A 26,832-nucleotide genomic window follows, 5' to 3' on the forward strand; every position below is an offset into this window, starting at 1 on the left:
TTGCACGGCTGCACATGACGCAGGATGATCCGGCGCATGAACGTTCGTTAATTCTTGGGCCGATCGTGCGCGGCGCGTGACGCGATGTTCTTGATCCCAGTCAATGCGCAAGGCACTCTTCTGCCGAAGCAAGGCAGGTGAACCGGCAAAAGCCGGCATCCATAAGCCGGCTCATGGAGAGGTATGATGGCTCAGGAAGCGAAGACGGATCACGTTGACGTGCTGATTGTCGGCGCCGGCATTTCCGGCATCGGATCGGCCTATCACTTGCAGGACCAGTGCCCCGGCAAGAGCTATGTCGTGATCGAGGCGAAGGATACGTTCGGCGGGACGTGGGAAACCCACAAGTACCCCGGCGTCCGTTCGGACTCCGATCTCTACACCTTCGGGTACCGCTTCAAGCCCTGGATCGGCGCGCCGATCGCCAGCGCCGATGAAATCCTCAAGTACATGGGCGAGGTGATCGACGAGAACGGCATCGGCGAACACATCCGCTATGGCCACCGCATCACCGGCTGCCACTGGTCCAGCGCGGACAACCTGTGGACGGTGGAAGCCACGCGCAAGGCGGACGGGGCGAAGGTGACCTTCACCGCCAATTTCCTGTGGATGTGCCAGGGCTATTACGATCACGAGAAGCCCTATGTGCCCGACTGGACCGGCCTTTCGGACTACAAGGGCACGTTCATCCACGCCCAGTTGTGGGACCCGGCGATCGACGTCAAGGGCAAGCGGGTGCTGGTGATCGGCTCGGGCGCGACCGCCGCCACGGTCGTTCCGGCGTTTTGCGATGCCGGCGCGCAGGTGACGATGCTCCAGCGTTCGCCGACCTATTTCTTCTGCCACCCCAACCAGAACGAACTGGCCGATCGTCTGCGCCAGATCGGCATCGACGAACCGACCATCCACCGTGTCGTGCGCGCGCAGGTCATGCACGATCAGGACGTGCTGACGAAGCGCTGCCAGACCGAACCGGACGTGGTGTTCGAGGAGCTGAAGGCGCTGGTGCGCGCCTATGCAGGTGAAGACTTCACGTTCGAGCCGCATTTCACCCCCAAGTATCGCGTGTGGCAGCAGCGCCTAGCCTTCTGTCCCGATGGCGACCTGTTCCAGCATGCTGCGGCCGGTCATGTGCGGGTGGTGACCGACACGATCGACCGCTTCACCGAAAAGGGCGTGCGGACGGCCTCGGGCGAGGAACTGGAGGCCGATATTGTGGTCGCCTGCACCGGCTTCCGCCTGTCCGTGATGGGCGACATTCCCTTCGCCGTCGATGGCAAGGCGGTCAACTGGCACGATACAGTCAACTATCGCGGCATGATGTTCACCGGCGTTCCCAACCTCGTCTGGGTCATGGGCTATTTCAGGGCGAGCTGGACGCTGCGTGTCGACATGCTGGGCGATTTCGTGTGCAAGCTGCTCAACCACATGGATGCGCGCGGTGCGAAGCGGATCGACGTGGCGCTACGGCCCGAGGACGAGGGGATGGAGCTTGGGCCGTGGATCGAGCGCGACAACTTCAATCCCGGCTATCTCATGCGCGGACTGGATGAGTTGCCGCGCGGAGGCGACAAGCCGGAATGGCGGCACAATCAGGACTATTGGGCCGAACGCGTGGAAATCCCGGCGATCGATCTGGAAGGCACGGAATTCGTCTATGATGGCGTGAAACGGACGGCCTCGGCGAAAGCGGAGGAACCGGTCGCGGCCTGATCGCGCGGCTTCCCGTCGTATTTGACCGTCCGCTTGCCGTTGCGGCGGCGCATCCGGCGTTCCTTGGCTGGACGCGCCGCCGCAATGCGCCTAATGCTGGCTCACACCCCGGGGAGCCTGCGTTTCCAAAAGGCTGAGAGGTGGGTTTCGCAGCCCACGACCCGTCGAACCTGAACCCGTTAGCACGGGCGGAGGGAAGGGCGGCCGCGCTGGCGCTCTTCGTCCGTCCCAGGAAGGAAGCGTGCCATGGCCGACATCAACTCCCCCCTCGAAATTGGCGTGACGACCGGCCCCATTCGCGGCAGCCGCAAGATTTACGTTGAATCGCCGAACTTTCCGGGGGTGAAGGTCGCCATGCGCGAAATCGCGCTGGAGCCGTCGTCGGGCGAAGCGCCGCTGCGGGTCTATGACACTTCGGGCGCCTATACCGATCCTGCCGCCACGATCGACATTGCCGCCGGCCTTGCCCCGCTGCGCCACGACTGGATCGTGGCCCGGGGCGATGTGGAGACCTATTCCGCGCGCGAGGTGAAGCCCGAGGACAATGGTCAGCTCGGCCCCGACCGTTCGGGTGGCGTCCCGCCGTTCCCCAACGTGAACACGGCGCCGCTGCGGGCCAAGGCGGGGCAGAACGTCACGCAGATGCACTATGCCCGCCGGGGTATCATCACTCCCGAGATGGAATATGTCGCCATCCGCGAGAACCTGGGGCGCAAGCAACTCAAGGAAGCGCTGGCGCGCGATGGGCAGGATTGGGGCGCGAGCATTCCGGACTACGTGACGCCCGAATTCGTGCGCGAGGAAGTGGCGCGTGGCCGGGCGATCATTCCCAGCAACATCAACCACCCGGAAAGCGAGCCGATGGCGATCGGCCGCAACTTCCTGGTGAAGATCAACGCCAACATCGGCAATTCTGCGGTGGCCTCGGACGTCGCCAGCGAAGTCGACAAGATGGTCTGGTCAATCCGCTGGGGTGCGGACACGGTGATGGACCTGTCCACCGGCCGAAACATCCACGACACGCGCGAATGGATCCTCCGCAACAGCCCGGTGCCGATCGGCACCGTGCCGATCTACCAGGCGCTGGAAAAGGTCGGCGGCATCGCCGAGGATCTCACCTGGGAAGTGTTCCGTGATACGCTGATCGAACAGGCGGAGCAGGGCGTCGATTACTTCACGATCCACGCCGGCGTGCGCCTGCCCTATATTCCGATGACCGCCAAGCGCGTGACCGGCATTGTCAGCCGTGGCGGCTCGATCATGGCCAAGTGGTGCCTGGCGCACCACCGCGAGAGCTTCCTCTACGAGAAGTTCGACGAAATCACCGAGATCATGAAGGCCTATGACATCGCCTATTCGCTGGGCGATGGCCTGCGCCCCGGTTCGGTGGCCGACGCTAACGACGAGGCACAGTTCGCCGAGCTCTACATGCTGGGCGAACTGACCAAGCGCGCCTGGGCGCAGGACGTGCAGGTGATGATCGAGGGGCCGGGCCATGTGCCGATGCACAAGGTCAAGGAGAACATGGACAAGCAGCTTGCCGCCTGCGGTGAAGCGCCGTTCTACACGCTCGGGCCACTCGTTACCGACATCGCGCCGGGCTACGACCACATCACCAGCGGCATCGGTGCGGCGATGATCGGCTGGTTCGGCACGGCGATGCTGTGCTACGTCACGCCCAAGGAGCACCTTGGCCTGCCCGATCGCGACGACGTGAAGGTGGGCGTTGTCACCTACAAGCTCGCCGCCCACGCCGCCGATCTCGCCAAGGGGCACCCGGCCGCCAAGCTGCGCGACGATGCGCTGAGCCGCGCGCGCTTCGAGTTCCGCTGGCGCGACCAGTTCAACCTCAGCCTCGACCCAGATACGGCCGAGCAGTACCACGACCAGACGCTGCCCGCCGAAGGTGCCAAGACCGCGCACTTCTGTTCGATGTGCGGCCCGAAGTTCTGCTCGATGAAGATCACGCAGGAAGTGCGCGATTTCGCGGCGAAGCAGAACCAGCCCAGCACCGGCTTCATCGCGGCGGACGAGGCGGAGAAGGGCATGGCCGAGATGAGCGAGAAGTACCGCGAAGCGGGCGATCTCTATATCCCGGCGGCGGAATAGGCGGCGGTTCCGTACAATCGGCCGCGCCCATTTCCTGTTAGGCTTCCTGTCCTGATGGATGGGGAGCCTGACAGCCATGTTTCACGGGAATGTAAGCCTTGAAATCGCGCAAGGGCTGCAACTGCTCAAGAAGCGGATCGACGCCGCGCGCATACCGCCCTCGAAGCTTGACGAGACGCTGAACATCGCCACCTGGAACGTCCGCGAATTCGGGAAGAAGCGGCGTAGCGAGGCGGCGATCCATTATATCGCGGAAATCATAGGCCAGTTCGATCTGGTCGGGCTGGTCGAACTGCGTGACGACCTGACCGATCTCCATCGGGTGCTTTGCATCCTCGGGCCTTATTGGGATGCGGTCTATTCCGATGCGGTTCTCGATGCGGGCGGCAATCGCGAACGGATCTGCTATCTGTTCGACAGCCGGACGGTACGTTTCAACGGCATGGCGTGCGAGGCCAGCCCCCCGCGCAAGAAGCGCGGGACCGAATACATTGCCGAGGATTCCTGGTGGCGATCGCCCTATGTGGCCGCGTTCAAGGCCGGAAACTTCGATTTCCTGGCCTTCACCACGCATGTCCGCTGGGGTGATAGCGACGCAGCGCGGCTGAAGGAAATCCAGGGCCTTGCCGATTGGGTGAAAGCCAAGGCTGCCGAAAAGCACGCCGAGGACAAGGACATCATCGTGATGGGGGATTTCAACATTCCCAGCCGCCAGGACCCGATGTTCGCGGCGATCACGTCGGGCGGGCTGAAACTGCCCACGGCCCTGCTCGATGACAGCTTCGGCACCAATCTCGCGCGTGACAAGCGCTATGACCAGATCCTGCACATGCCGCGCTTCGAGGACAATTTCACCAACGCGGGCGGCGTGGTTGATTTCTACGCCAGCGATCACAAGCCGCTGTTTCCCGATATCGACAAGCAGGCCTTCACCTACCAGATGTCCGATCACCTGCCGCTGTGGATACAGATCAATACCGATATCGACGGCATGTTACTGGAGCAGATCATTCAGCGGAAATCGCGTTGACGGCGCTTCGGCCGCTTGTCCGAAGCGCCCGAAAGCGATTGCCATCCACGGCGCTTTGACTACTCTTCCAGGCTCGGGGATTTGTCATGGGGGCAAGGTGATCTTTCTTCGACGTTTGCAATGGCGCGGTGTCGCAGCGTTCGTTTGTGCGCCCGCGCTGGCGCTCATTTTGCCATCGCCGGCGGCGCACGCGTGCCCGCGATCGGATGCCTTGGCGCCCAAGAATGCAAAAACGCAGTACCGGCAGCGGGAAGATCGCTGCGAAGGGATCTACGCCACGCCGGTATCGACCACGTCGCGTCCCCGCATTGTCGGCTTTCACCGGAAAGCGTTTCCCGGCGTCGCGTTCTCGACCATACCGTCCACCTCGCTCAGCCTTCTCGTTGGATCGCAATCGCGTCCGGTGAGCATCAGGGCCATATCGCTGCGGCCGCGGACCTATTACGCAATGGATACGGACCTTGCGGCGGGGCGGTCCGGCTATTCCTGGAAAACGTCCATACTGTCGTCGCCGGAACTGGCGTTGCGCGCCAATGAACTGGGCGTGCTGGCCTGCGACAACATGTGCCTTCCGCAGGCCACGACTTCGTATTTCCCCGTCGAGCTTGCGATCCCCGCCTCGCCCGCGCAGGCGGTGGGATATGTGCTGATCTTCCAGTCGGATGTCAGCATAGAACGCGCGGCGGTCACGCTACAGGATGCGAGCGGCGCCACCGTGCTGCAGCGCCAGCTTAACGGCCGTTACGTGGGGTCATGGCCGATAACGGCCGCGATCGGGCAGCCGCGTGCGGGTACCTATCGGGTCAGGCTGACGGCCGAGGCAAGCGACGGCACCCGCCTCAACGCCGCTTATTCGATCGTGATTCCCTGAGGATGACCGCCGGGACGCCAACACCGGCGCCTGCCCGGCGCTGGTTCGGGCGATGGCATGCCCTGGCCATCGCGGGGCTGTCGCGCGTGACGGTCGCGATCTGGCTGTTCGTCTTGCTCGTGCTCGCGGCAATCGTGCTCAACTTTGTCGCCAAGCCGACGGTGGAATTTTCGCTATACGCGCAAGTGGAGGGATTCAGCTTCGTCACCCGCGGCAGGATGTCCACCAATACGATCAAATTGCGCAGCGCCGAAATCCTGTCGGCCGGGCAGGTGACAGTCGATGACCGGCCGGTTCCGATCGCCGGGGCCAGCCGGGTGAAGATCGTAGGCGTCGACGGCGATCTCACGCTTTCCGACGTCAGCGTCGGCAAGGGCTGGACCGTTTCCGTGCAGGGGCAGGAAAGCCGCCATCTGCTGATCAACGCAAACCCGGCGCAAGCGGCGGAACCGGGGGCGCAGGCGGAGGCGAGCTTCGTGGCCGGCACAGGGGCGGAACTGCGCTACGTGGCGCAGGATGGCAGCGAGAAAGCGCTGCCGCTGCAGGAAAACGCCGAAGTGGCGATCCGCACTGGCACGCTGTCGATCGATCTGGACACCGATGCCGCCAAGATACTGCAATCGGCTGAAGTGAGCGCGCTTTCTTTGACCCGCGACACGGCGACCGTGGATGAATCGGGGCGCGGGAGTATCGTCGTCGAGGGAACCGTCGCGTCGGGAAAATTGTGGCGCGAATACGCCGCCGGGGAAACCGAACTCGGCCCCCTCGATCAACTGACCGCAACGGCGATCGAAGGCGGCGTGTTGCGCAATGTCGTGTGGCGGGACGGCGCGATCGGGCTGGCGGCGCACGGCGATGCGGGCAGATTGAGCAATAGGATCGGCGAAACCGCGCGCGACCTTCGCCCCAGCATCCTGACGGTGTTGCGGGAACTGGGCCTTTTCCAGGTCATCCTCGCGATCTTCACGTTCGTAAGCGGCCTCGAACTGACCGCATTCATCGGCCGGCGAAAATGAAGCGGTGGCTGCTCCGTCGCTTCCTTGCGATCGGCGTGTGGGGCGCGCTGGCGGCGGCTGGCCCGGTGGCGGCCCAATCGCCAGGCGGCACGCAAAACGATCTCGTCGCAATGCTGCACTCGGTCGATGCCACGGGCCAGTTCGATGGAAGCTTGTGCGGCTCCGCCCTGGTTCTCTCCCAGTCGGACGGCAGGACACTGCTGTTGACGGCGAAGCATGTGCTGGCGCAACTCGACGAGGAAAACGACAGCCGGAAACTTTCCGGTGATCCGCCGGTGCGGCTGGGGGCGCAGTTTTTCGGTGCGGTGGGCACGTTCCACGAAGTCCGGCCGTTGCCGGGCGTGTTCAGCGAATCGCTCGATTATGCAGTCGTCGAGGTCATTCCGCGTCCCGGTACGACGATTGCCCCGCCCGGCTCTTGGAACAGGCTGGGAGCACTCGATGGTGACGATGCGCAAGGCGACAAGCCGGGGTATCAGGATGTGAGAGCCGTCGGCTACAGCCGTTGTCGGCCGTGGGCCGCCTCGGCGTCGCCGGAAAAGGTCATCGCTGTCGGCGGCACCGACATAACCTTTGAAACGCGGTTTGTGGACCACGGCAGTTCGGGCGGCGCGCTATTCGCCGTGGATGGCAGGCTGGTGGGAATGGTCGTCAAGACCGACGGGGATGAGGGCACCGCGCGATCGATCGATGTCATTCTGTCCGACCTCGCGCTCAAGAACGTCAGGACAGACCTGACCTACGGCGTATCCGCGGCAATGGATGCGGCGATTCGCGGACAGGCGGTCCCGACTTATGCCAGTCAGGTAAAGGCTACGAGCGTTTCGGCGCGCATCGAACGAACCGGTGGGAAGGGGGTGCGATTTCGCGCCGACCTGGATGACCTCGGCGCCCCTGCGCACGAGCTAAAGCTCGTCGGCGGTCCGGACGATCGCGACGTGAAGTATGGTATCGATCTCGATATTGCCGATGCGTTGACCCGCAGCTACCAGGTTCGGATCGGGTTCTCCGACGGCAGTTCCGTGACCTTGCCGATCGACTTCAAGGCGCCGTTGACCGCACGGATCAAGGCCCTTGCCGATAGCGACGTTGCCTGGCTGTACCATCGCCCGGGTGGTGCGGTCGTTATTGGTTCGCCCAGTTATGACGTGGTCGGCCTTGTCAGGTATATTGATGTCGGGTGGTCGCCCGATCTTATGGCCCATCGTGCGGTGTTCCGCTATTCGGGTTTCGAACCGCCCAAACTCACCGGGACGGCAGCGCTGAATGCCGTCCCGGAGAATCGCGTGATTGTCGGCCCGGCTGGTGCCGATCGCGCGTGGTATAGGCTGACCTTCGCCGATGGATCGGTAACGCCGCCGCGTGCGCTGGCTTTCACCCCCGAGGACATCAACCTCGATCGGGGCCAATACGGATTCGCGCGATTGTTGACGACGCCCGAAGGCGTGGTTTTTTCCTATCGATACAAGCAGGACGACGTTGGCGCATTCCAGACCGGGGGAAGCATGGCCCTGTCGCGCCCCTACGGGCTTAGCGGCGATTACACGATGCAATACGATCTCGACGGCAAGGGCTTTCTTGAGGCCGGGCAAGACAGGCTTCCGTGGATGAACGCGCCGTTCAAGGTGCGGTTCGTGGAGAAGGCGACCGGTATCGCGACCCAGGTGTTTTCCTTGCCGGCACCCGATAGCGAGGCAGTTGGGGACGATGCCCCTTCGACTTTCCCCGAGGTCACCTGCCGTCGGTCAACCGCGCGGGAAGGGGCGGCGTGCTGGTTTCGCGATTTCCGAGCGATCGGTCATGTCAAGACGTGGCGCATGTCCTTCGTGTCGGAAGCGCGATTGCAGAACGCTGCGCTTGCCGATCTGCGGCCGGTATGGCGATCAGCCGAAGGTCGTGCGCGGATTCGTGAGTGCCGCAACAGCTATAGTCCAGCTTGCCTTGAGTGGCGGCGCAATCTTGGCGGATGGTGGGACGCACCGGCTGGCGCGACGGACTTTTACTATTCCGTCACGATGAAGGACGGGCGCACTCTCCCCGCGCAGCGGGTAAGCCTTGCGCAATAAATCTGCATATGCGCGAGCGGGCCGCGTGGCTGGACCTGGCAAGATATAGAACACATAGTGAACAAATGAGTCGCCGTCACGGTCGGAGCCTGTCATGCGTCCCTTTATCGACCGGTTCTTCTTCGCGCTGTTGCCGCCACCCGATCTCGCGGGCGATATCGTCGCCTTCGGTCGAGGCCTGGGCCTGCGACGAAGCGCGGTACAGGCTGAGCGGCTTCACCTGACGCTTGCCATCACCGACGATTTCCCGTTCGGCGCCGACGGCGATGTGACGCAGCGGCTGCTGGAGGCGGGCGCGCGCGTGGCCGTCGCGCCGTTTGTGGTGCGGCTGGACCGCATCGTTCAGGGACCGCGCTCGGTCATGCTGTTGCCGGGCAAGGGGCGGCGCGATGGCAAGGGCGTGTTTGCCGCACTCGCACCTGCCATGGCCGGCCTGAACGTGCCGCTGCGTGCGGGCTGGGGCTACAGCCCGCACATGACGCTGTCCTACGATCTGGACCACCGGTTCGGCAGCAAGCCGGCGGGAGGCCCTGCTCCTGCGTTCGAATGGATCGCTACCGAGCTGGCGTTGGTGCGCAGCCTTGTGGGGCTTCACCGGCATCAGGTGCTGGCGCGCTGGCCCCTTGTGGCGGCACCGGCGGCGCAGATGTGCCTGCCGTTGTAACGCGCGGCGCATCGCCGCAAACGAAAGCGGCCCCTTTCCGCTGGGAAAGGGGCCGGCTTCAGATAGCCTCTACGGCGGAGAACCGCCGTGCGCGCCGGGAGATCAACGCTCGCCGAGGAGGCCGAGCTTCTGCACGTCGCGCAGTTCGAAGTGAACGGGGCGGTTGTTGAACGTGCCGTCGACGCTCTTGTTCTTCACGCGCAGTTCGAACGGGACCTTGCCGGCATAGGCGGTGCCGCGAACGATCTTCGTGTCGCCCTTCATTTCGGTCGTGTAGCTGTAGTCCACGCCCTTGTGGGTGAAGTTTTCCGCGTTGGCGATTTCGTCGGCCTGCGCCACGGCGGGAACGAACGCGAGCGCGGCGGCGAGAGCGAAAGTGGTCTTGATCATGGCAATATCCCCTGTCTCAGGAAGGAAAGATTGCCTCGGGCACCCGTTATCTTGTTGTTAGTGGAGATAATGATTGTGCGTGTGCGAGCAAGTGTATTTGCGGAACGCCCGATTGCAAATTGCGCAATTCACGCCGCATTTATAACGAAAACATGGGGATGTCGGCGGCGCGGGTTGCCCATATTGCATCATGGAATCGGGTGGCGGATTCCATGATGCGCATGTGAGCAGGCCCAATGGCTCCCTATGCTGCGACGCGGTATCGCGCTCAGCGCTTGCGAACGAACTCCGCACGCAGCACGAGTCCCTTGATGCCATCGAACTTGCAGTCGATTTCCTGCGGATCGCCGGTCAGCCGGATCGATTTGATCAGGGTTCCGCGCTTCAGCGTCTGCCCCGCGCCCTTGACGTCCAGATCCTTGATCAGCGTGACCTGATCGCCATCGGCCAGAAGGTTCCCCACCGCATCGCGTACTTCGATGGAGCTTTCCGCCGCGCGCTTCGCCGCAAGATCAGCCGCGGTCATCCATTCGCCTCTGTCTTCGTCATAGACGTATTCGTCGTCGCTCATGTCCGGCTTCCTGTTGCAAGGGGATCGCCGGTGCCCATGGCAGCCCGTTGGCGCTCTGGCCAGTGTTTCCGGTTTGCTGCCGTCATCATGGCGCATGCATTTCTTTTGTTCCCGCCCGGAATCAGGCAAGCAGGCCCGATGTCTTCGCCGAACCGCCACACCGTCACCTTCATCGCCATCACCATCTTCATCGATGCCATGGGCTTCGGCCTTGTGATGCCGGTCTTGCCGCGCCTGCTGATGGGCGTGGGCGGGCTCGATCTGGCGGATGCGATCGGCGTTGGCACCTGGATGGGGCTGGCCATGGCGGTGGCGAGCTTCATTGCCGCCCCGGTGTTGGGCAATCTCAGCGATGCGGTGGGGCGGCGGCCGGTCCTGCTGGTGGCGCTTGGCGGGCTGGCGGTCGATTATGCGCTGCTCGCGCTGGCGCACACGCTGCCGCTGATCTTCCTGGGGCGCGTGCTTTCCGGCCTGTTCGGCGGCAGCTACGCCCCGGCGCAGGCGGCCATCGCCGATGTCACCGCGCCCCAGGATCGCGCGCGCAACTTCGCCATGGTCAGCGCCGGCTTCGGCGTGGGCTTCGTGGTGGGGCCGGCCCTGGGCGGGCTGCTGACGGGATGGGGCGATCGCGCGCCCTTCGTCGCGGCAGGCGTACTCGCGGGCCTGAACTTCCTTTACGGGCTGACGGTGTTCCCCGAGACGCTCGCGCGCGTGAACCGCCGTTCGTTCACGCCCTCGCGCGCCAACCCGCTCGGGTCATGGCGCGTGCTCCGCGCGCAGCCGGGGATGCTGAACGTCGCGCTGGTGCTGCTGTTCTGGCAGCTTGCCGGTCTTGTCTATCCGCTGACCTGGAGCTTCTACGGCATTGCCCAGTTCGGCTGGTCGGACCGGATGATCGGCCTCAGCCTCGCCGCGGTGGGCGTCACCATTGCCCTGGCCCAGATTTTCCTGACCGGCCGCGCGGTGCGCCGCCTCGGCGAACGCGATGCGGCGACGGTGGGGATCATCGGCGCGGCGATCGGCTTCGTGACGTATGCCTTCACCACCTCCACGCTCGTCGCGTTCGCGGTCCTTGCCGCCGTGGCGGTGCAATCGCTGGTGCAGCCGAGCGTGATGGCCATGCTCTCGTCCCGCGCCACCCCGGAAACGCAGGGGGAAGTGCAAGGCATCGCCTCCATGACGACCGGGATCGCTGGTGTGATCGCGCCGATGGTGCTGACCTGGCCGATGGCGTGGTTCACCGGACCCGCCGCGCCGGTCCATTTTCCCGGCGTGCCGTTCCTGATCTCGACCGGGTTCGCGCTGATCGCGCTAGTGCTGCTGCGTCGCCTGCCCGCCGGCGTGCGCGCCTGATCTTCAGAACAGGCCCGACCAGACCAGCTTCGCGCCCAGGAACACCATCAGCCAGTAGGTGATGTGGTAGAACCGGTCGGGCTTGAGCCGGCGCAGCATCCGGATCGAGACCAGCGTGCTGGCGGCGGCCAGCGGCAGCAGCATCAGCGCGGCCACCAGCACTTCGTGCGTCATCACCCCCAGAGCGATGTAGCTTGGCAGCTTCAGCCAGTTGATCGCGGCGAACAGGATCGAATTGGTGCCGACGTACGTCACGTGCGGCAGCTTGCGCGGCGCCACCCAAATCTGGAACGGCGGGCCGCCGGCGTGCGCGATCTGGCTGGTAAGGCCGGTCGCCGCGCCGAACAGCAGGCCGACCCAGCCCGGCGAGGTCGAGGCGGCGACCACGCGATGGCCGCGCTCCAGCCACAGCCGGTAAAGCCCGAAGCCCAGCGTGATGAGGCCCAGCGCCGCCATCAGCACGCTCTCGTCCACCCAGGCGGCGAAGGCCCAGCCGATGCCGATCCCCACCACCGCGCCCGGCAGCATCCAGGCCACGATCCAGCGGTCCCAGCTATGCCGGAACGACCACACGCTGATCACGTCCTGCGCGATCAGGATCGGCAGGATGATCGCGGCGGCTTCGGACGGGGGTAGCGCCAGCGCGACCAGCGGCGTCGCCAGCACGCCAAGCCCGGCGAAACCGCCCTTGGCCATGCCCACGAGCACGACGGCCAGCGCGCAGACGAACAGGGTGAAGGGATCGGCCAGCAGCATCGCGGGATTCAGCCCTTGCGCCGCGCGAACGGCCAGTCGATCACGTCGGCAACCCACAGCGCCAGCCAGACCAGCACCGGCTGCGCAACCATGCGGGGAATATGATAGGCGAGGCCGAAGCCGTGATCCGCTTTCGCCATGTCCAGCGCGAAATGGTGGATGTTTGCCGGGAACACGCAGACCGCGTAGAGCGCCAGCCCGATCCCGGCGGCGCGGCGCAGGCCGCGCGAGACGGGCTGGACGAGGCCGATGGCGCCCAGCAGTTCGGCCCATCCGGTCAGCATCACGACCAGTTCGGGCGCGGGAACCCACGCCGGCATGATCGACAGGAACGGCGCGGGGTGCGCGATATGGAGTACGCCGGCCAGCGCATAGAACGCCGCCAGCACGAAGCGGGAGGCGATGCGGTTGACGCTGTCGTTCTTCACGCGCCCGGCTCCCAGCCCGGCGGGGCAAGCGTGAAGCCGGAGAACTCGAAGGCGGGGGCGACCACGCAGGACACCAGCGTATAGCCGTGCGGCCCGTCGGGCACGGGGGAGGCCGCCTGCCAGTGCTGTTCGGGCACCACCGCCTGCACGCTTTGCCCCGCCGCGACATCGGAGCCGAGCCGGAACGTTTCCGGGGTGGCCCGGTCATCGGCCGCCATGCGCAGGTCCAGCGCGTCGCCGCCGTGCCACAACCAGATTTCCGCCGCGTCCACCCGGTGCCAGTACGACGATTGCCCCGCTTCCAGCAGGAACAGGATCGCGGTAGCCGCACCGCGCGTGCCCGGCTCTGCCGGCGCGCGCCAGGTCTCGCGATACCAGCCACCTTCCGGGTGCGGGGACAGCCCCAGCGTGGCGATGAGAGAGGGGGCGGAAGCCATGGCGCTGCCTTGCCGGGGCGGCTGCCCGCCGTCAACGCTCTACCAGAGCGCGGGGACCAGCCCGAGCGGAAAGGGTTCGACGGACGACCAGCCGAGCGTGGCGATGGCTGCGTTGCTTTCCCGTGGCGCGCCCATCGGCCAACGACCAGGTGACGTGCCAGACCAGCCCGTCCGGCCGCGCGGTCGAACCGTCTATCCGCACGACCAGCGCTTCCACGCCGGCATCATCGTCGCACCGGCCGATGACCTGCGCTGCGCCAACTGGGGGCGGCGGCACGCGATCCTGCAGGTTGAGCGTGACATGGTCGGCGATCACGCGCGGATAACGCGGCGGGAAGCGGAGAAGCAGCGCCGCGCGGCAGCGTTCCTCCAGCTTCCAGCCGACGGGCATGATCCGTGCGAACTCAGTCGCGCAGCAGTTCGTTGATCCCGGTCTTGCTGCGCGTCTGCGCGTCCACCGTCTTGACGATCACGGCGCAGTAAAGCGAAGGGCCGGGCGTGCCATCGGGCAGGGGCTTGCCGGGCAGCGAACCGGGGACGACCACCGCATAGGGCGGCACGCGGCCGATGTGGACCTCGCCCGTCGCGCGGTCGACGATCTTGGTCGATGCGCCCAGGAACACGCCCATGGACAGCACCGCGCCCTGGCCCACGATCACGCCTTCGGCCACTTCCGAACGCGCGCCGATGAACGCGCCGTCCTCGATGATGACCGGGCCGGCCTGCAGCGGTTCCAGCACGCCGCCGATGCCGGCACCGCCCGAAATGTGCACGTTCTTGCCGATCTGCGCGCAGGAACCGACGGTGGCCCAGGTATCGACCATCGTGCCTTCATCGACGTAAGCGCCGATGTTGACGAAGCTGGGCATCAGCACCACGCCCTTGGCGATGTGCGCGCCACGGCGGGCGACGGCGCCGGGCACCACGCGGAAGCCCGCGTCGCGGAAGCGGTTCTCGCCCCAGCCTTCGAACTTCGACGGCACCTTGTCGAACGCGGGCGCGCCCGCCGCGCCGCCGTCGATCACGGCGTTGTCGTTGAGGCGGAACGAGAGCAGCACCGCCTTCTTGAGCCATTGGTTGACGCGCCATTCGCCGTCGATCTTTTCCGCCACGCGGGCCTTGCCGGAATCGAGCAGTTCCAGCGCCTGTTCCACCACGGCGCGCACGTCGCTGCTGGCGGGCGTCACGCCGTCACGCGCTTCCCATGCGCTTTCGATGGCAGCTTCGAGCTGGGCGGTCATCTTGGTCTCCCCACTGTTGGATTGCCCGCAAGTGCGGGCGGCGCCTGCGGAACAGGCCTGAAATGCAGGAGCGCCGCCTAGCCCAGCACACCGTCGCGGGCAAGCGCGTCGAGCCATTCGGAAAAGTCATCGATGACCAGGTCGATCGCGGCGGGGTCCATTGCGCGGTCGCCCCATTCGGTCGCGAGATCGAGCCACACCGTCTGCATGCCCAGCGCCTTGGCCGGGGCGAGATTGCGGGCCGAATCCTCGACGAAGACCGCGCGCTCGGGAACGATGCCGAATGCCTCGATCACGCCGTGGTAGGCGGACGGTTCCGGCTTGGGCCGGTAGTTCATGGCGTGGATGTCCCACATGCCGTCGAAGCAATCCGACAGGTCGAGCGCGGCCAGCACCTTTTCGGCATAGGGCGCATCGCCATTGGTGAACACGATCTTGCGGCCGGGCAGGCGCGTGATTCGGTCCGCCAGCCGGGGCGCGGAGGCCAGAGGAGTCATGTCGATGTCGTGGACGAACTCGAGGAATTCGTAAGGCGAAACCTCGTGATAGTGCATCAGGCCCGAAAGCGTGGTGCCGTGATCGTGGAAGTAGAGCTTCTGCACGCGCCGCGCCTCGTCGTCGTCGCAGCCCAGCAGGTTGGCGATATACGCGCCCATGCGATGATCGATCTGGTCGAACATGCGGGTGGTGGCCGGGTAAAGCGTGTTGTCGAGATCGAACAACCAGCAATCGACGATGGAGGGATCGAAAACCATGGCGCCGCTCTAACAGCGAAGCACGTTGGCCCCTAGGGTTTTGGTGAGAGCTTGCGCAGTTTCGCGTCCTTGCCGTCCTCCAGCAGCCAGATCGTGCCGTCCGGCGCTTCCCTTATCTCGCGCAGGCGGTGGTCCAGCGGATAGCGCTCCACTTCGCGGGCGCTTTCGCCATCGATGGCCACGCGGACCAGCGCTTCCGACCCCAGCGCCGCGATCAGTGCCTGGCCCTTCCACGCCGGGAAGGCCTTGCCCGAATAGAAGATGAAATCGCCCGGCGCGATCACCGGGTTCCAGCTGACCGCCGGGGCGGCGAACTCGGGGCGCGTGGCATGGCGCGGGATCGGGCGGCCGTCATAGTGATCGCCGTTGGACACGATCGGCCAGCCATAGTTCTGCCCCGGCTTGATGAGGTTCAGTTCGTCGCCGCCGGCCGGGCCGTGTTCGAGATCCCACAGCCGGCCCTGCGCATCGAACTGCAGGCCCAGCACGTTGCGGTGGCCGTAGGACCATATCTGCGCGGAAACGCCACCACGGTCGGCGAACGGGTTGCCGGGGGCGGGCGAGCCATCGGGCAGCAGGCGGATGATCTTGCCCAGATTGACGCCCAGGTCCTGCGCCGGATCGAACTTCTGCCGTTCACCCGAGGAGAGGAACAGGTACTGGCCATCGGGCGAGAAGGCGATGCGGTGCGAATAGTGCCCCCGGCCGGTCACCTTGGGCGCCTGCCGCCAGATCACCTGCAATCCTTCCAGCCGGGGCTTGCCGCCTTCGGTCACCAGCTTCGCCCGCCCGACCGCCGCGCCGCGCGTGTCGTTGGTGCCGGCTTCGGCCCAGCTCAGGTAGATCATGCCGGTGGTGGAGAAATCGGGCGCCAGCACCACATCGCCCAGGCCGCCCTGTCCGCCGTAATCGACCGCGGGAACGCCGGCGACGTCCAGCACCGACCCGCTCGCCTGCCACAGCTTAAGCTTGCCCGCGCGTTCCGTAACGAGCGCCGAAGCCGCGCCGGGCAGGAAGGCCATGGCCCAGGGTTCGTCGAACGTGGCAACGTCTGTCACCGTGAACGGCTCCGACCCGGCGGGAACCTCGTGCGGCGCGGGATCGTGCGTCGCATCTTTCTGGGCCGAAATCGGCGAACCGCAGCTTGCGAGGACGAGGGCGAGGGGCGATAGGGCGGAGAGGATCGTTCTGCTCATGCCGTCATCAATGCACATCTCTTCCGTCAGTGCCACATCCTTGCACGGTTTTGTCATCGGCGTGGACGAAGCCGGGCGCGGACCGCTGGCGGGGCCGGTGGTGGCCGCCGCTGTCGTGCTGGGCGACGCGCCGCCGCAAGGGCTTGCCGATTCCAAGAAGCTCAGCGCCGCCCGGCGCGCGGTGCTGGAGGAAAAGATCAAGCGCCATTGCCGCTGGGCCGTGGGCGTGGTCGAGGTCGAGGATATCGACCGCCTCAATATCTTCGGCGCCACCATGCTGGCGATGACGCTGGCGGTGAGCGCGCTGCACGCGCAGCTGGAAGGGCCGGTTGGCGAGGTACGGGTCGATGGCAACATGACCCCGCACGGACGGCGGCCGGAATGGTGCTGGCCGGCGCGCGCAATCGTGGGCGGGGATGGAATCGAGCCGTGCATCTCGGCCGCCTCGATCATCGCCAAGGAACATCGCGACCGGATCATGCGTGAAGCCGCGCGCCTCCATCCGGAATACGGCTGGGAGCGCAACGCCGGATACGGCACGCCCGAACATCTCGCCGCTCTGCGCCGGCACGGGCCGACGCCACTCCATCGGCGCAGCTTCGCGCCGGTCGCACAGCTCTGCCTGTTGTAGCGCCGCAAATTTTTTCGGCCGCCGTCCGCCACAAGATGTTGAGTCGTTCCTTGCGGTGGGGACTCAACATATCGATCCGGACTCGTTCCGTTCCGCTTTCGGAGAGCCTGCGACTCGCCTGATTTCGGCGAGTCGTGGCTTGACGCGGGAGTCCCGATGCAACACCCTATGGGATGTCAGCAGGGGGATTTTGATCGTGACGACGGCAACAGTGGCGAAAGTGCGGGCGCGGCCCTTGCGCGCAGCTCCGGCACAGGCGCTCCGGAGCGAAGCGCTGCCCGTCAACCGCATCCTGCGCGGCGATTGCATCGCGGAAATGCGCAAGCTGCCCGATGCCTGCATCGACATGATCTTCGCCGACCCGCCCTACAATCTGCAACTGGGCGGCGATCTCGCGCGGCCCGATGGCAGCCACGTCGATGCCGTGACCGACGATTGGGACAAGTTCGACAGCTTCGCCGCCTATGACCGCTTCACGCGCGACTGGCTGGCGGAAGCGCGCCGCATCCTGAAGCCCGATGGCTCGCTGTGGGTGATCGGCAGCTACCACAACATCTTCCGCGTCGGCGCGATCCTGCAGGACCTGGGCTTTTGGATCCTCAACGACATCATCTGGCGCAAGGCCAACCCGATGCCCAATTTCAAGGGCACGCGCTTCACCAACGCGCACGAAACGCTGATCTGGGCCGCGAAGAGCGAGAAGGCGAAGTACACCTTCAACTATCGCGCGATGAAGACGCTCAACGATGAATTGCAGATGCGCTCGGACTGGGTTCTCCCGATCTGCAGCGGGCAGGAGCGTTTGCGGCGCAACGGCGCCAAGGCGCATCCCACGCAGAAGCCCGAAGCGCTGCTCTATCGCGTGATGCTGGCGACCACGAACAAGGGCGATCTCGTGCTCGATCCCTTCTTCGGCACCGGAACCACCGGCGCGGTGGCCAAGCGCCTTGGCCGGGACTGGCTGGGGTGCGAGCGCGAGCCGAGCTATATCGAAGTGGCCGAGGAGCGGATCGAGATGGCGCTGCCGCTCGACGAATCCGCGCTGACCACGATGCAGAGCAAGCGGTCCGCGCCCAAGGTGGCGTTCGGGCAGCTCGTGGAAAGCGGCTGGATCGCGCCCGGCGCGCAGCTGTTCGACAAGAAGCGCCGCTTCGTGGCCAGCGTCCGCGCGGACGGGTCGCTGGCGCTGGGCACTGATACGGGGTCGATCCACGGCGTTGGCGCCAAGGCGCAAGGCGCGCCCTCGTGCAACGGCTGGACCTTCTGGCACATCGAGCATGAGGGCGAGATCAAGCCGATCGACGCGCTGCGCCAGCTCTATCTGCTCGCCGTCGAGGATTGAGGCGCGGATCGGGCTGTCCTAGGGCGTAAGCCATGGTCCAGAAGCTCTATATCCGTCCGATCGCGTTCGCTGAGAGTCCGCAGAGCGAGGAGGGCGAGGCTGTCCGGCTGGCCGGCGGGCTGGTCTATGCCAGCCGTTTCGCGCTGCTGGTGCGCGAGGGAGCGCGGCTGGTATCGCGGCGGCGGCTGTCCGTGCCGGAAATGGCGGACGCGCTGACGGCGCTGCCCGATGCACTGGCGCGCGAAGGCGAAGCGCAATGGGCGGCCTTGCGGCAGGCCCACGCGCCGCTCCAGTGCGGGGTGCGCACGATCCGGCTCGATCAGCCGCAGGTCATGGGCATTCTCAACGTCACCCCCGACAGCTTTTCGGACGGCGGCAAGTTCCTCGACAAGCCCGATGCGGCGATCGAACACGCATCGGCCATGCTCGAAGCGGGTGCGGCGATCATCGACGTCGGCGGGGAATCCACCCGCCCCGGCGCGGCGGCGGTGTGGGAAGGGGACGAGGCCAAGCGCGTGGTCCCGGTGATCGAGCGGCTGGCCGGATCGGGCGCGGCGGTCTCCATCGACAGCCGCCGTTCCACCGTGATCGAGGCGGCGCTGGCCGCTGGCGCGCATATCGTGAACGACGTGTCGGCGCTGCGTCACGATCCCCGCTCGATCGAGATCGTCGCGCGCAGCGGCGTGCCCGTGGTGCTGATGCACGCGCCGGGCGGGGCCGACGATCTTCACGCCGATGGCGCTTATGCGGATGTCGTGCTCGACGTGTTCGACGATCTGCGCGAACGGCGCGATGCGGCGCTGGCGGCGGGCATCGCGCGCGAGAAAATTCTGCTCGATCCGGGCATCGGCTTTGGCAAGACGCTGGCGGAGAACCTTGCGCTGATCAACGCGCTGCCGCTGTTCCATGCCCTGGGCCAGCCGATCCTGTTCGGCGCCAGCCGCAAGCGCATGATCGGCGCCCTGTCGAACGAGGCACCGGCGCACCAGCGCATGGGCGGTTCGCTGGCGGTTGCGTTGAAGGCCATCGATGCCGGCGCGCAACTCGTGCGGGTGCATGACGTGGCGGAAACGGCGCAGGCCTTCCGCATCTGGCGCGGGCTGCGCGATGCCGCGCTGACCGATTTTTCGCAGATGATCTGAACCGGCGGGCAGGGGCGGGGCGTCCGGGCTGGCGATGCGCCCTTGCGCTTGCCGCACACGGCGGTCCAAGGGAGGATGATGGCCCTGATCCTGTTCAACAAGCCCTATGGCGTCCTGTGCCAGTTCACCGATGAAAGCACCGGCCCCGAACGGCCGACGCTGGCCGTCTATATCGACCGGCCGGGCTTCTACCCGGCGGGCCGGCTCGACCGCGACAGCGAGGGGCTGTTGCTGCTCACCGACGATGGGCGACTGCAGGCGCGGATCGCCGATCCGCGTTTCAAGATGCCCAAGACCTATCTCGTCCAGGTGGAAGGCGAACCCGACGCGGCGGCGCTGCAGGCGTTGCGCCGTGGCGTGCGGCTGAAGGACGGCCCGACCTTGCCGGCCGAGGTCGAACGCATCGATGACCCTGCCCTGTGGCCGCGCGATCCTCCGGTTCGCTTCCGCAAGAGCGTGCCCGATTGCTGGCTACGCCTGACGATCCGCGAAGGGCGCAACCGCCAGGTGCGCCGCATGACGGCCGCGGTCGGACATCCAACGCTGCGTCTGGTGCGCTGGCGGATCGGCGATTGGACGCTCGACGGTCTGGCGCCGGGGCACTGGCGCGATGCCGCCATGCCTGAAAAGGGAAGGTGACCTTCGCGATCCCGAACGCGCCTGAACCGGACGGCAGGCGCGAATTTGAACGTCAGGCTGCTCTTGCCAGCCTGCGCAGGGTCTGCGGGGGTTGGCCATATTGGCGCATGAACGCTTCGCGCATGCGGCGAATGTCGACGAAGCCGGCCTCCCGCGCGATCTGGTCCATGGGGTGCCGCGTCTCCTCGATCATCAGCCGCGCCGACTCCAGACGCATCTGTTCGACCGCCTTGGCCGGAGTCTGGCCGGTTTCGGCACGGAAGGCGCGCGCGAACTGGCGGGGCGAGAGGGCTGCGACCTCGGCCAGCTCCTCCACTGTCAGCGGATTGGCGAGATTGGCCTTGGCGAAGATCACCGCCTTCTGGATGCGGTCGCTGCTGGGGGCGAGCTCGAGCAGTTCGGAGTGCTGTGACTGCCCCCCGGCGCGGCGGTGGTGCATGACGAGCCGGCGGGCGATGGCGCCTGCCACGTCACGCCCCAGATCCTTCTCGATCAGCGCCACCGCAAGATCGAGCCCGGCGGTGAGGCCGGCTGATGTCCAGACTGCGCCCTCGTTGATGAAGATGCGATCGTCCTCGACGCGGACGTTCGGGAAGTCCTCGCGCATCTGGCGGGCATAGGACCAGTGCGTGGTGGCGCGGTGGCCATCGAGCAGGCCCATCTGCCCGAGCAGGAACGCGCCGGTGCAGAGCCCTGCCACGCGGCGTGATTCGCGGGCCATCGTGCGCAGCGTTTCGAGCGTCGCTTCGTCCTGCCGTGGCGGGGGCGTAAGCCCGGCGAGCAGCAGCAGCGTATCGACCTGTCCGACTTCGGCAAGCGGCACCGTGGGCACGGCAAAGCCGCTGGACGAGGTGACCGGGCCGCCACGCACCGAGGCTATCGAGAGCGTGTAGTAGTCCTCTTGTTGAGTTGCACTGAGAAGTGACCCGGGATTTTCATTGAGAAGTGACCCGGGTGGGCGTGGATGATGTGCTGCCTGCGACGAGCAGGGTCAAGCGGGTGATTTGTCCTTTCTGGATTTTGGGGCGGCGGAACTGGCTCTGAAGCGGAAGCTGTCATTGCCGGTTTCAAGGATATGGCAATGATGCGTGAGGCGATCCAGCAGGGCGGTGGTCATTTTGGCATCGCCAAAGATACTGGACCACTCGCTGAAGCTCAGGTTGGTGGTGATAACAACGCTGGTCCGCTCATAGAGTTTGCTGAGCAGATGGAACAGCATGGCCCCGCCTGAAGGGCTGAAGGGTAGATATCCCAGCTCATCAAGGATGACGAGGTCGAGGCGCAACAGACGCTCGGCCAACTGGCCCGCTCTGTTTGCGGCCTTTTCCTGCTCCAACGCATTGACCAGATCGACGGTGGAGAAGAAGCGGATCTTTTTGCGGTGATGCTCAACCGCCTGGACGCCCAAAGCCGTCGCGATGTGGCTTTTGCCGGTGCCTGGTCCGCCGATCAGTACGACGTTGTCGGCGCTATCCATAAAGTCACCACGGTGAAGTTGACGCACGAGCGCCTCGTTGACCTCACTGACGGCAAAGTCGAAGCCTGCCAGATCCTTGTAGGCCGGGAACCGGGCTGCCTTGATCTGGTAAGCAATGGACCTGACCTCCCGCTCGGACATCTCCGCCTTGAGAAGCTGTGAGAGGATCGGAACGGCAGCATCAAAGGCTGGCGCGCCCTGCTCGATCAGATCACCAGCGGCTTGCGCCATGCCATACATTTTGAGGCCACGTAGCATGACAACCACAGCGGCGCTGGCCGGATCATGACGCATGGCGTAACGCCCTCAGCGTGTCGTAGCGTTCGACATCGGCAACAGGCTCCTGGGCGAGGCGCAGGGCCTGCGGGGCATCGATTGGGGATGCCGGTGGAGCCTTGCCATCGATCAGGCGGTGCAGAACATTGAGGATGTGGGTTTTGGTCGGCACCCCAGCTTCGAGGGCCAGTTCGACGGCGCTGAGCACAGCCTGTTCGTTATGCTGTAGAACAAGGGCGAGGATTTCGACCATCTCCCTGTCACCACCGAGCCGCTTGAGCAGATGCCCCTGCAGTTGCCGGAAGGCTTCGGGCATTTCGAGGAATGGCGCCCCATTGCGCAAAGCGCCAGGCTTGCGCTGAACAACTGCCAGATAGTGCCGCCAGTCATAGATCGTCTGCCCCGGCTTCTGGTGAGAACGGTCGATAATCCGGTTGTGCTCGCACAAGATTTGCCCCTCGGCCGCGATGACCAACCGATCAGGATAGACCCGCAGGCTCACTGGCCGGTTCGCAAAGGATGCAGGAACGCTATAGCGATTGCGCTCGAACGCGATCAGGCAGGTCGGCGACACGCGCTTGGTATGTTCGACAAAGCCATCGAAGGCCCGCCCCATCGGCATCAGGCTGATAATCTCAACGGCGTGCACATCGGCAACTGTGCCGGGGAGGACGCCATGCTGGATTTCTCCCCATTGTGCGATGCACCGCTCTTCCAACCAGGCATTGAGGGCATCAAGATCTGGGAAGTTGGGCATTGGCTGCCATAACCGTCGACGCGCATCCTGAACGTTTTTCTCGACCTGACCTTTCTCCCAGCCTGAGGCCGGATTGCAAAAATCCGTTTCGAACAGGTAGTGGCTGGCCATGGCAGCGAACCGCGCATTGACCTGTCGGACTTTGCCCTGGCCGATCCGGTCTACAGCCGTCTTCATATTGTCGAATATTCCACGCTGAGGCACGCCGCCCAGCACCCGGAAGGCCTGCGTCAGTGCGTCGAACAACATCTCGTGCGTTTGCAGCAGATAGGCTCGCGTGATGAACGCCCGACTGTGGGAGAGCTTGGTATGGGCCACCTGCAGCTTGGTAGGCCGGCCATTCAGAAGGGCGTAATCTTCACTCCAATCGAACTGAAAGGCCTCACCGGGCTGGAAGATCAGCGGTACGAATGTGCCGCGCCCACTGGTTTGCTTTTCATATTGGCGTTCGGTCTTCCACGAGCGGGCGAAGGCGGCAACACGGCTGTATGATCCCTCGTAGCCCAGCTTAACCAGATCTGCATGTAGCTGCTTGGCTGTTCGCTTCTGTTTGCGCGACTTGCCAGATTCCACCCGCAGCCACGTCGTCAGTTTTTCTGCAAACTGATCAAGCTTGCTCGGCCGTTTGGGAACCTTGAACGTCGGCTCCACCGCGTCATCGCGCAGATATTTGCGGATCGTGTTGCGCGATAATCCAGTCCGCCGCCGGATCTCGCGAATGGGGATGCCTTGCCGAAAATGCCAGCGGCGGATCACACTGAGTAGGTCCATGTCGATCACTCCGATGCCTCCTGACTGTCAGCCAGGGGCGAGGAAAACATGGGTCAATTCTCAGTGAAAACTTATAACCCTCCCGGGTCACTTCTCAGTGCAACTCAACAGCTTGGCGATCCCGGCCAGCATCGACCCAATCATTGTCACCCGGAGAGAGCCGGTAGCGATATCGATTGGCGTTGGTGTCGGTCAGGCTGAGCGCGCTGTAGTCGATTTCAATTCGCGTTGTGCCAACCGGTAGCCGAATTGCACCGCCGCGCGGATCGTATCGTACCCCGCTCGAAGCGAGGGAGCGGATCACTATCGGCGGTGGCAGGCGGTTATGGCGCAGACGCTCGGGGTCGATCCAAGCCAGGCCGTGATTGGTCGCGAACCACAACCGTCCGCTCGCATCCTGCACGATGTCGTTCGTGTCGAGCGTGTTCGATCGCGCGGCAAGTCCAACCTCATAACCGAACCTATCAAAGTCGAGAGGTATTCCCGGTTTGCGAAAGGCTTCGTCGAGATTGGCGTCGGCAAAGCGGGCTATCCCTTGCGTGCCGATCACCCAGGTGAAACCGTCGCCCGCACGGCGAATGCCGGTCAGCCCGGCGAAGATCGGATACGTTTGCTCGGTAAGTGCCGAGAGCCGACCGCCTTGATATCGACCAAGCCCCTTTTGGGCCGCTTGAAAGAGGATGTCTCCCTGCGGGATCAATCCGTTGATGACGCCGATGCGGCCCTTGGACGTTGGCCAGAGCATGGCTTCTTTGCCGTCCTGAAGGTGGATCACCCCATAAAAGGTGCGAGCAGCGAAAAGTCCCCCCTTTGGATCAGCGGCCAGATGGACAAAGCGTCCGACCTCCTTGGCGCCCGCACCGGTTGCCGACACCAGGTGCGAGCCATCGACACGGTATAGGTGGTCCATACCGCTCCAGAACGTTCCGTCCTTCTCACGCGCGCACGTGATCGTAAGCGGCCCCGAAACCGGCTGGACACGCGCCACTCTGCCGGCGCTTGTGAGCGTCAGATGGAAGGCGCCAGCCATCGTCACGACGAAGAGTTGCTGTTCATCTCCGCAGATCACGCCGATCGAGGGTTTGCGGAAGATGAGCTCTGGTTCGGCAAGATCCCGGCCTGCGCGGTAGACCCCTGAGAGACCGGCGAAAAATACGTGGTGGGTCAGTGGGCCACCTGCAAAACCGGTAACCATCGGTTCCCTTGATTTCGGCTGCACGACATTGCTCGGCGCAAGACGCTCAAGGCCAAACTCGGTGCCAATCCAGATGTTGCCCTCTCGGTCCTCGAATATGCAGAGCGCAATTGGGGCTGGAACGCCTCCTGGGCCATGCGCGCGTTCGGCGGGAGCGAACCCCCCGTCTGACAGCTGCCTAAAGCGTGCGACGCCCTGATCCTCGCCGGCCAGCCAGAACGATCCGTCCCTGTCGCGCAGCATGGCCCGATGGATATGTGGCGTGTTTACGCCGCCAACTTTGATCGCCGCCTTGTTGCGTGAGCGATCAAGGGGTCTCAAGCCATGATCGTCGCCCAGCCAGAGCGTCCCATTTCTACTCAAGGCGATCACCGAGAATTCAGTCGCCGGCAGATTCGTCGGCTCGAACTGCTTTGCCCCGGGCGCCAGTCGAAGGATTTGCGGCGTAGTGGCGAGATATATGCTCCCGTCCGACGCGGGGAAAAGGACGCCCGATTCCACGGTCCTGATTCTCTCATTTGCCCCCAGTTTAGACCAGCGGCCGTTGGCGTAGCGGGACACAATCGCGAAGCCATTGCTGTCGACGGAAACCCAGATTGCTCCGTCGCGTCCCTCGACGATGTTGACTACGCCGCCAACCGGTTTCGAGGGATTGGCGTTGCGCAATCGCCCTCCACGCACCACGCCAACGCCACCATAATCGTATCCGACCCATATTTCGCCGTTTCGCGCTGCCAGAAGAGCGGTCACCTGAAGCGAGCGCAGGGGATCGACGTCTGCGGGCTTGATCCGCTCGAACCGTACGCCATCGAAGCGATAAAGGCCGGTCGAGGTTCCGAGCCACAGAAACCCGTCGGGACCTTGCGCAATGGCACGGATGTTCCCTGGCGCGCCGTCGCCCAAGCCCCAGGTGGTGTGCCGATATTGATCGATGGCCCGGGCAGGATCGAGTGCGCAGGCAGGCGTGGGCATCAACAGGAGAAGTAATGGAAGCAGCAGCGCCAGGCCCAGTCCGCAACACCGGCGCATCCAGTTCGTGATTGCTTTTACTCCGACCGGTTTACCCAAACGAGCACCAACGTGCCCTTCGCAACCCCCAAACCCGTTGATTCAACAGCGAAGCGCGAACTGCGTCAAGCCCTACTCGTTCGAGTGAAACTCACCCCACTTTTGGGGGGGCGATAATCTTCCGATCCGGGCTACCGTCGGCACGCTAACGGCTCCATCCTCACCGCGACCAAACTCGCCCTGGGACGTAAAAATGTACCAGAATGTGCGGATCATACCGATACAGCGACAGGTTTCGCTGGAGACCATGTCTTCCATCGTGCGTGAAATTCGCCAGACTCTCGAAGGGAATCCAGCACTGGCGCGACTTCATTTGGACAGGCTCAGCGCTGCGCTGAAACTCAACCTGTCCCGCGATCCGATCGAGGATGCGTTGCTTGCCGCGCGGCCGCCATTACCCGCTGGCCCGGCGAGACGGGGGTTGGCGGATTGGCAACTTCGGCGCGTAACCGAACATATCGAGCAACACCTCGACACACCAATAACGAGCGACGCTCTTGCCGGATCGATCAACGTAAGCACGGGGCATTTCTTCCGCGCCTTCAAAGCAGCGGTCGGTGAGACTCCTCACCATTATGTCATCCGCCAGCGGCTTCGTCGCGCGCAGATCCTTATGCTGGAGACGGATGACCCTTTGTCGAATATCGCTTCGGCCTGTGGGCTCACCGACCAAGCGCACCTGACCCGCCTGTTTCGGCGCTTCATCGGAACCACACCGCTGGCCTGGCGCCGCAAATGGCACTGTCTCGGTGATGATCGTCGGCTGAATAATTGATAGCCTGATCCAATTTCAGTCACACCTCGACATGATAGGCCGCGCGTCCACTGCAATATCCGACCACACGATCCGGCGAAGGGTGGACCCGAAGGTACGGCACGAGAGAGTAGAGAACGTGTCGTCATACGAGCAGGCTCCATCGTAACGTAAACTTCCCCAT

At 64.6% G+C, this 26,832-nt stretch carries 26 protein-coding genes and 1 riboswitch; of the genes, 13 read left to right on the forward strand and 13 right to left on the reverse strand.

Translation table 11 applies throughout. From position 1 onward, the window contains the following. Positions 1 to 186: 186 nt before the first annotated feature. From FA702_RS16880 to FA702_RS16910, 7 genes are all read left to right on the forward strand, one after another. Positions 187 to 1,713 carry an NAD(P)/FAD-dependent oxidoreductase gene (locus FA702_RS16880; protein ID WP_136957042.1) on the forward strand — a complete coding sequence of 509 codons (1,527 nt, stop codon included), beginning with the start codon at positions 187 to 189 and terminating at the stop codon, positions 1,711 to 1,713. Positions 1,714 to 1,812: 99 nt separating this feature from the next. Continuing rightward, positions 1,813 to 1,928, forward strand: a riboswitch (TPP riboswitch). A gap of 31 nt (positions 1,929 to 1,959) precedes the next feature. After that, positions 1,960 to 3,822, forward strand: a complete 1,863-nt coding sequence (gene thiC / locus FA702_RS16885; RefSeq protein ID WP_136957043.1) for a phosphomethylpyrimidine synthase ThiC — start codon at positions 1,960 to 1,962, stop codon at positions 3,820 to 3,822. Positions 3,823 to 3,898: 76 nt separating this feature from the next. Next, a complete protein-coding gene (locus FA702_RS16890; RefSeq protein ID WP_136957044.1) occupies positions 3,899 to 4,852 on the forward strand; it encodes an endonuclease/exonuclease/phosphatase family protein in 954 nt (317 codons plus the stop codon). Between the two features lie 97 nt (positions 4,853 to 4,949). Then, positions 4,950 to 5,723, forward strand: coding sequence for a hypothetical protein (locus FA702_RS16895; protein WP_136957045.1), 774 nt, complete (start codon positions 4,950 to 4,952; stop codon positions 5,721 to 5,723). Further along, a complete protein-coding gene (locus FA702_RS16900) occupies positions 5,606 to 6,739 on the forward strand; it encodes a hypothetical protein (RefSeq protein ID WP_136957046.1) in 1,134 nt (377 codons plus the stop codon). The genes FA702_RS16895 and FA702_RS16900 overlap by 118 nt, the downstream gene beginning before the upstream one ends. Continuing rightward, positions 6,736 to 8,805 carry a serine protease gene (locus FA702_RS16905; RefSeq protein ID WP_136957047.1) on the forward strand — a complete coding sequence of 690 codons (2,070 nt, stop codon included), beginning with the start codon at positions 6,736 to 6,738 and terminating at the stop codon, positions 8,803 to 8,805. Before FA702_RS16900 ends, FA702_RS16905 begins: the two co-directional genes overlap by 4 nt. A gap of 94 nt (positions 8,806 to 8,899) precedes the next feature. After that, positions 8,900 to 9,469, forward strand: a complete 570-nt coding sequence (locus FA702_RS16910) for a 2'-5' RNA ligase family protein (RefSeq protein WP_136957048.1) — start codon at positions 8,900 to 8,902, stop codon at positions 9,467 to 9,469. Between the two features lie 102 nt (positions 9,470 to 9,571). On the opposite strand, the gene FA702_RS16915 is transcribed toward FA702_RS16910, so the two are convergent. Further along, entirely contained in the window at positions 9,572 to 9,859 is a 288-nt protein-coding gene (locus tag FA702_RS16915; RefSeq protein WP_136957049.1) for a hypothetical protein, read from the reverse strand. 268 nt (positions 9,860 to 10,127) lie between these two features. Then, positions 10,128 to 10,430, reverse strand: a complete 303-nt coding sequence (locus FA702_RS16920; RefSeq protein WP_136957050.1) for an alkylphosphonate utilization protein — start codon at positions 10,428 to 10,430, stop codon at positions 10,128 to 10,130. A gap of 138 nt (positions 10,431 to 10,568) precedes the next feature. Between FA702_RS16920 and FA702_RS16925 the strand changes: the two genes are divergently transcribed. After that, entirely contained in the window at positions 10,569 to 11,783 is a 1,215-nt protein-coding gene (locus FA702_RS16925; protein WP_136957051.1) for an MFS transporter, read from the forward strand. 3 nt (positions 11,784 to 11,786) lie between these two features. Here the strand turns inward: FA702_RS16925 and FA702_RS16930 are convergent, their stop codons facing one another. The 7 genes from FA702_RS16930 to FA702_RS16960 all read right to left on the reverse strand — a co-directional run bounded on the left by FA702_RS16930 (position 11,787) and on the right by FA702_RS16960 (position 16,596). After that, positions 11,787 to 12,539: a sulfite exporter TauE/SafE family protein gene (locus tag FA702_RS16930; RefSeq protein ID WP_136957052.1), complete on the reverse strand. Its 753-nt coding sequence runs from the start codon at positions 12,537 to 12,539 to the stop codon at positions 11,787 to 11,789. Positions 12,540 to 12,547: 8 nt separating this feature from the next. Then, entirely contained in the window at positions 12,548 to 12,967 is a 420-nt protein-coding gene (locus FA702_RS16935) for a DoxX family protein (protein ID WP_136957053.1), read from the reverse strand. Further along, a complete protein-coding gene (locus FA702_RS16940) occupies positions 12,964 to 13,404 on the reverse strand; it encodes a cupin domain-containing protein (protein ID WP_136957054.1) in 441 nt (146 codons plus the stop codon). Before FA702_RS16940 ends, FA702_RS16935 begins: the two co-directional genes overlap by 4 nt. Before the next feature lie 31 nt (positions 13,405 to 13,435). Then, positions 13,436 to 13,795 (reverse strand): hypothetical protein, encoded by a 360-nt coding sequence (locus FA702_RS16945; protein ID WP_255504631.1) that lies wholly within the window; start codon positions 13,793 to 13,795, stop codon positions 13,436 to 13,438. Positions 13,796 to 13,808: 13 nt separating this feature from the next. Further along, the gene (gene dapD, locus FA702_RS16950) at positions 13,809 to 14,645 is read right to left on the reverse strand and encodes a 2,3,4,5-tetrahydropyridine-2,6-dicarboxylate N-succinyltransferase (protein WP_124809134.1); all 837 of its coding nucleotides are present in this window, start codon (positions 14,643 to 14,645) and stop codon (positions 13,809 to 13,811) included. A gap of 77 nt (positions 14,646 to 14,722) precedes the next feature. Further along, complete coding sequence (locus FA702_RS16955; protein WP_136957055.1) at positions 14,723 to 15,400, reverse strand: pyrimidine 5'-nucleotidase; 678 nt, start codon at positions 15,398 to 15,400, stop codon at positions 14,723 to 14,725. Positions 15,401 to 15,432: 32 nt separating this feature from the next. Then, positions 15,433 to 16,596 carry a PQQ-dependent sugar dehydrogenase gene (locus FA702_RS16960; protein WP_136957056.1) on the reverse strand — a complete coding sequence of 388 codons (1,164 nt, stop codon included), beginning with the start codon at positions 16,594 to 16,596 and terminating at the stop codon, positions 15,433 to 15,435. Positions 16,597 to 16,606: 10 nt separating this feature from the next. Here FA702_RS16960 and FA702_RS16965 point away from each other — a divergent pair, with 10 nt between their 5' ends. The 4 genes from FA702_RS16965 to FA702_RS16980 all read left to right on the forward strand — a co-directional run bounded on the left by FA702_RS16965 (position 16,607) and on the right by FA702_RS16980 (position 20,350). Then, positions 16,607 to 17,227: a ribonuclease HII gene (locus FA702_RS16965; RefSeq protein ID WP_136957057.1), complete on the forward strand. Its 621-nt coding sequence runs from the start codon at positions 16,607 to 16,609 to the stop codon at positions 17,225 to 17,227. A gap of 220 nt (positions 17,228 to 17,447) precedes the next feature. Continuing rightward, on the forward strand, positions 17,448 to 18,569 hold the full coding sequence (locus FA702_RS16970) for a site-specific DNA-methyltransferase (RefSeq protein WP_370385518.1): 1,122 nt from the start codon (positions 17,448 to 17,450) through the stop codon (positions 18,567 to 18,569). 32 nt (positions 18,570 to 18,601) lie between these two features. Next, positions 18,602 to 19,711: a dihydropteroate synthase gene (gene folP, locus FA702_RS16975; RefSeq protein ID WP_136957058.1), complete on the forward strand. Its 1,110-nt coding sequence runs from the start codon at positions 18,602 to 18,604 to the stop codon at positions 19,709 to 19,711. Positions 19,712 to 19,789: 78 nt separating this feature from the next. Next, positions 19,790 to 20,350, forward strand: coding sequence for a pseudouridine synthase (locus FA702_RS16980; RefSeq protein WP_210417658.1), 561 nt, complete (start codon positions 19,790 to 19,792; stop codon positions 20,348 to 20,350). Positions 20,351 to 20,402: 52 nt separating this feature from the next. On the opposite strand, the gene FA702_RS16985 is transcribed toward FA702_RS16980, so the two are convergent. The 4 genes from FA702_RS16985 to FA702_RS17000 all read right to left on the reverse strand — a co-directional run bounded on the left by FA702_RS16985 (position 20,403) and on the right by FA702_RS17000 (position 25,894). Beyond that, complete coding sequence (locus tag FA702_RS16985) at positions 20,403 to 21,221, reverse strand: GlxA family transcriptional regulator (RefSeq protein WP_255504632.1); 819 nt, start codon at positions 21,219 to 21,221, stop codon at positions 20,403 to 20,405. Positions 21,222 to 21,341: 120 nt separating this feature from the next. Beyond that, positions 21,342 to 22,121: an IS21-like element ISRsp3 family helper ATPase IstB gene (istB, locus tag FA702_RS16990; protein ID WP_006955904.1), complete on the reverse strand. Its 780-nt coding sequence runs from the start codon at positions 22,119 to 22,121 to the stop codon at positions 21,342 to 21,344. Beyond that, a complete protein-coding gene (istA, locus tag FA702_RS16995; protein WP_032490240.1) occupies positions 22,111 to 23,631 on the reverse strand; it encodes an IS21-like element ISRsp3 family transposase in 1,521 nt (506 codons plus the stop codon). The genes istB and istA overlap by 11 nt, the downstream gene beginning before the upstream one ends. Positions 23,632 to 23,725: 94 nt before the next feature. Further along, complete coding sequence (locus tag FA702_RS17000; protein ID WP_136957060.1) at positions 23,726 to 25,894, reverse strand: two-component regulator propeller domain-containing protein; 2,169 nt, start codon at positions 25,892 to 25,894, stop codon at positions 23,726 to 23,728. 193 nt (positions 25,895 to 26,087) lie between these two features. Between FA702_RS17000 and FA702_RS17005 the strand changes: the two genes are divergently transcribed. Further along, a complete protein-coding gene (locus FA702_RS17005; RefSeq protein ID WP_136957061.1) occupies positions 26,088 to 26,669 on the forward strand; it encodes a helix-turn-helix domain-containing protein in 582 nt (193 codons plus the stop codon). Positions 26,670 to 26,832 lie beyond the last annotated feature (163 nt).

Origin of the sequence: Novosphingobium sp. EMRT-2, assembly GCF_005145025.1 — a bacterium.
Lineage (GTDB): Bacteria > Pseudomonadota > Alphaproteobacteria > Sphingomonadales > Sphingomonadaceae > Novosphingobium.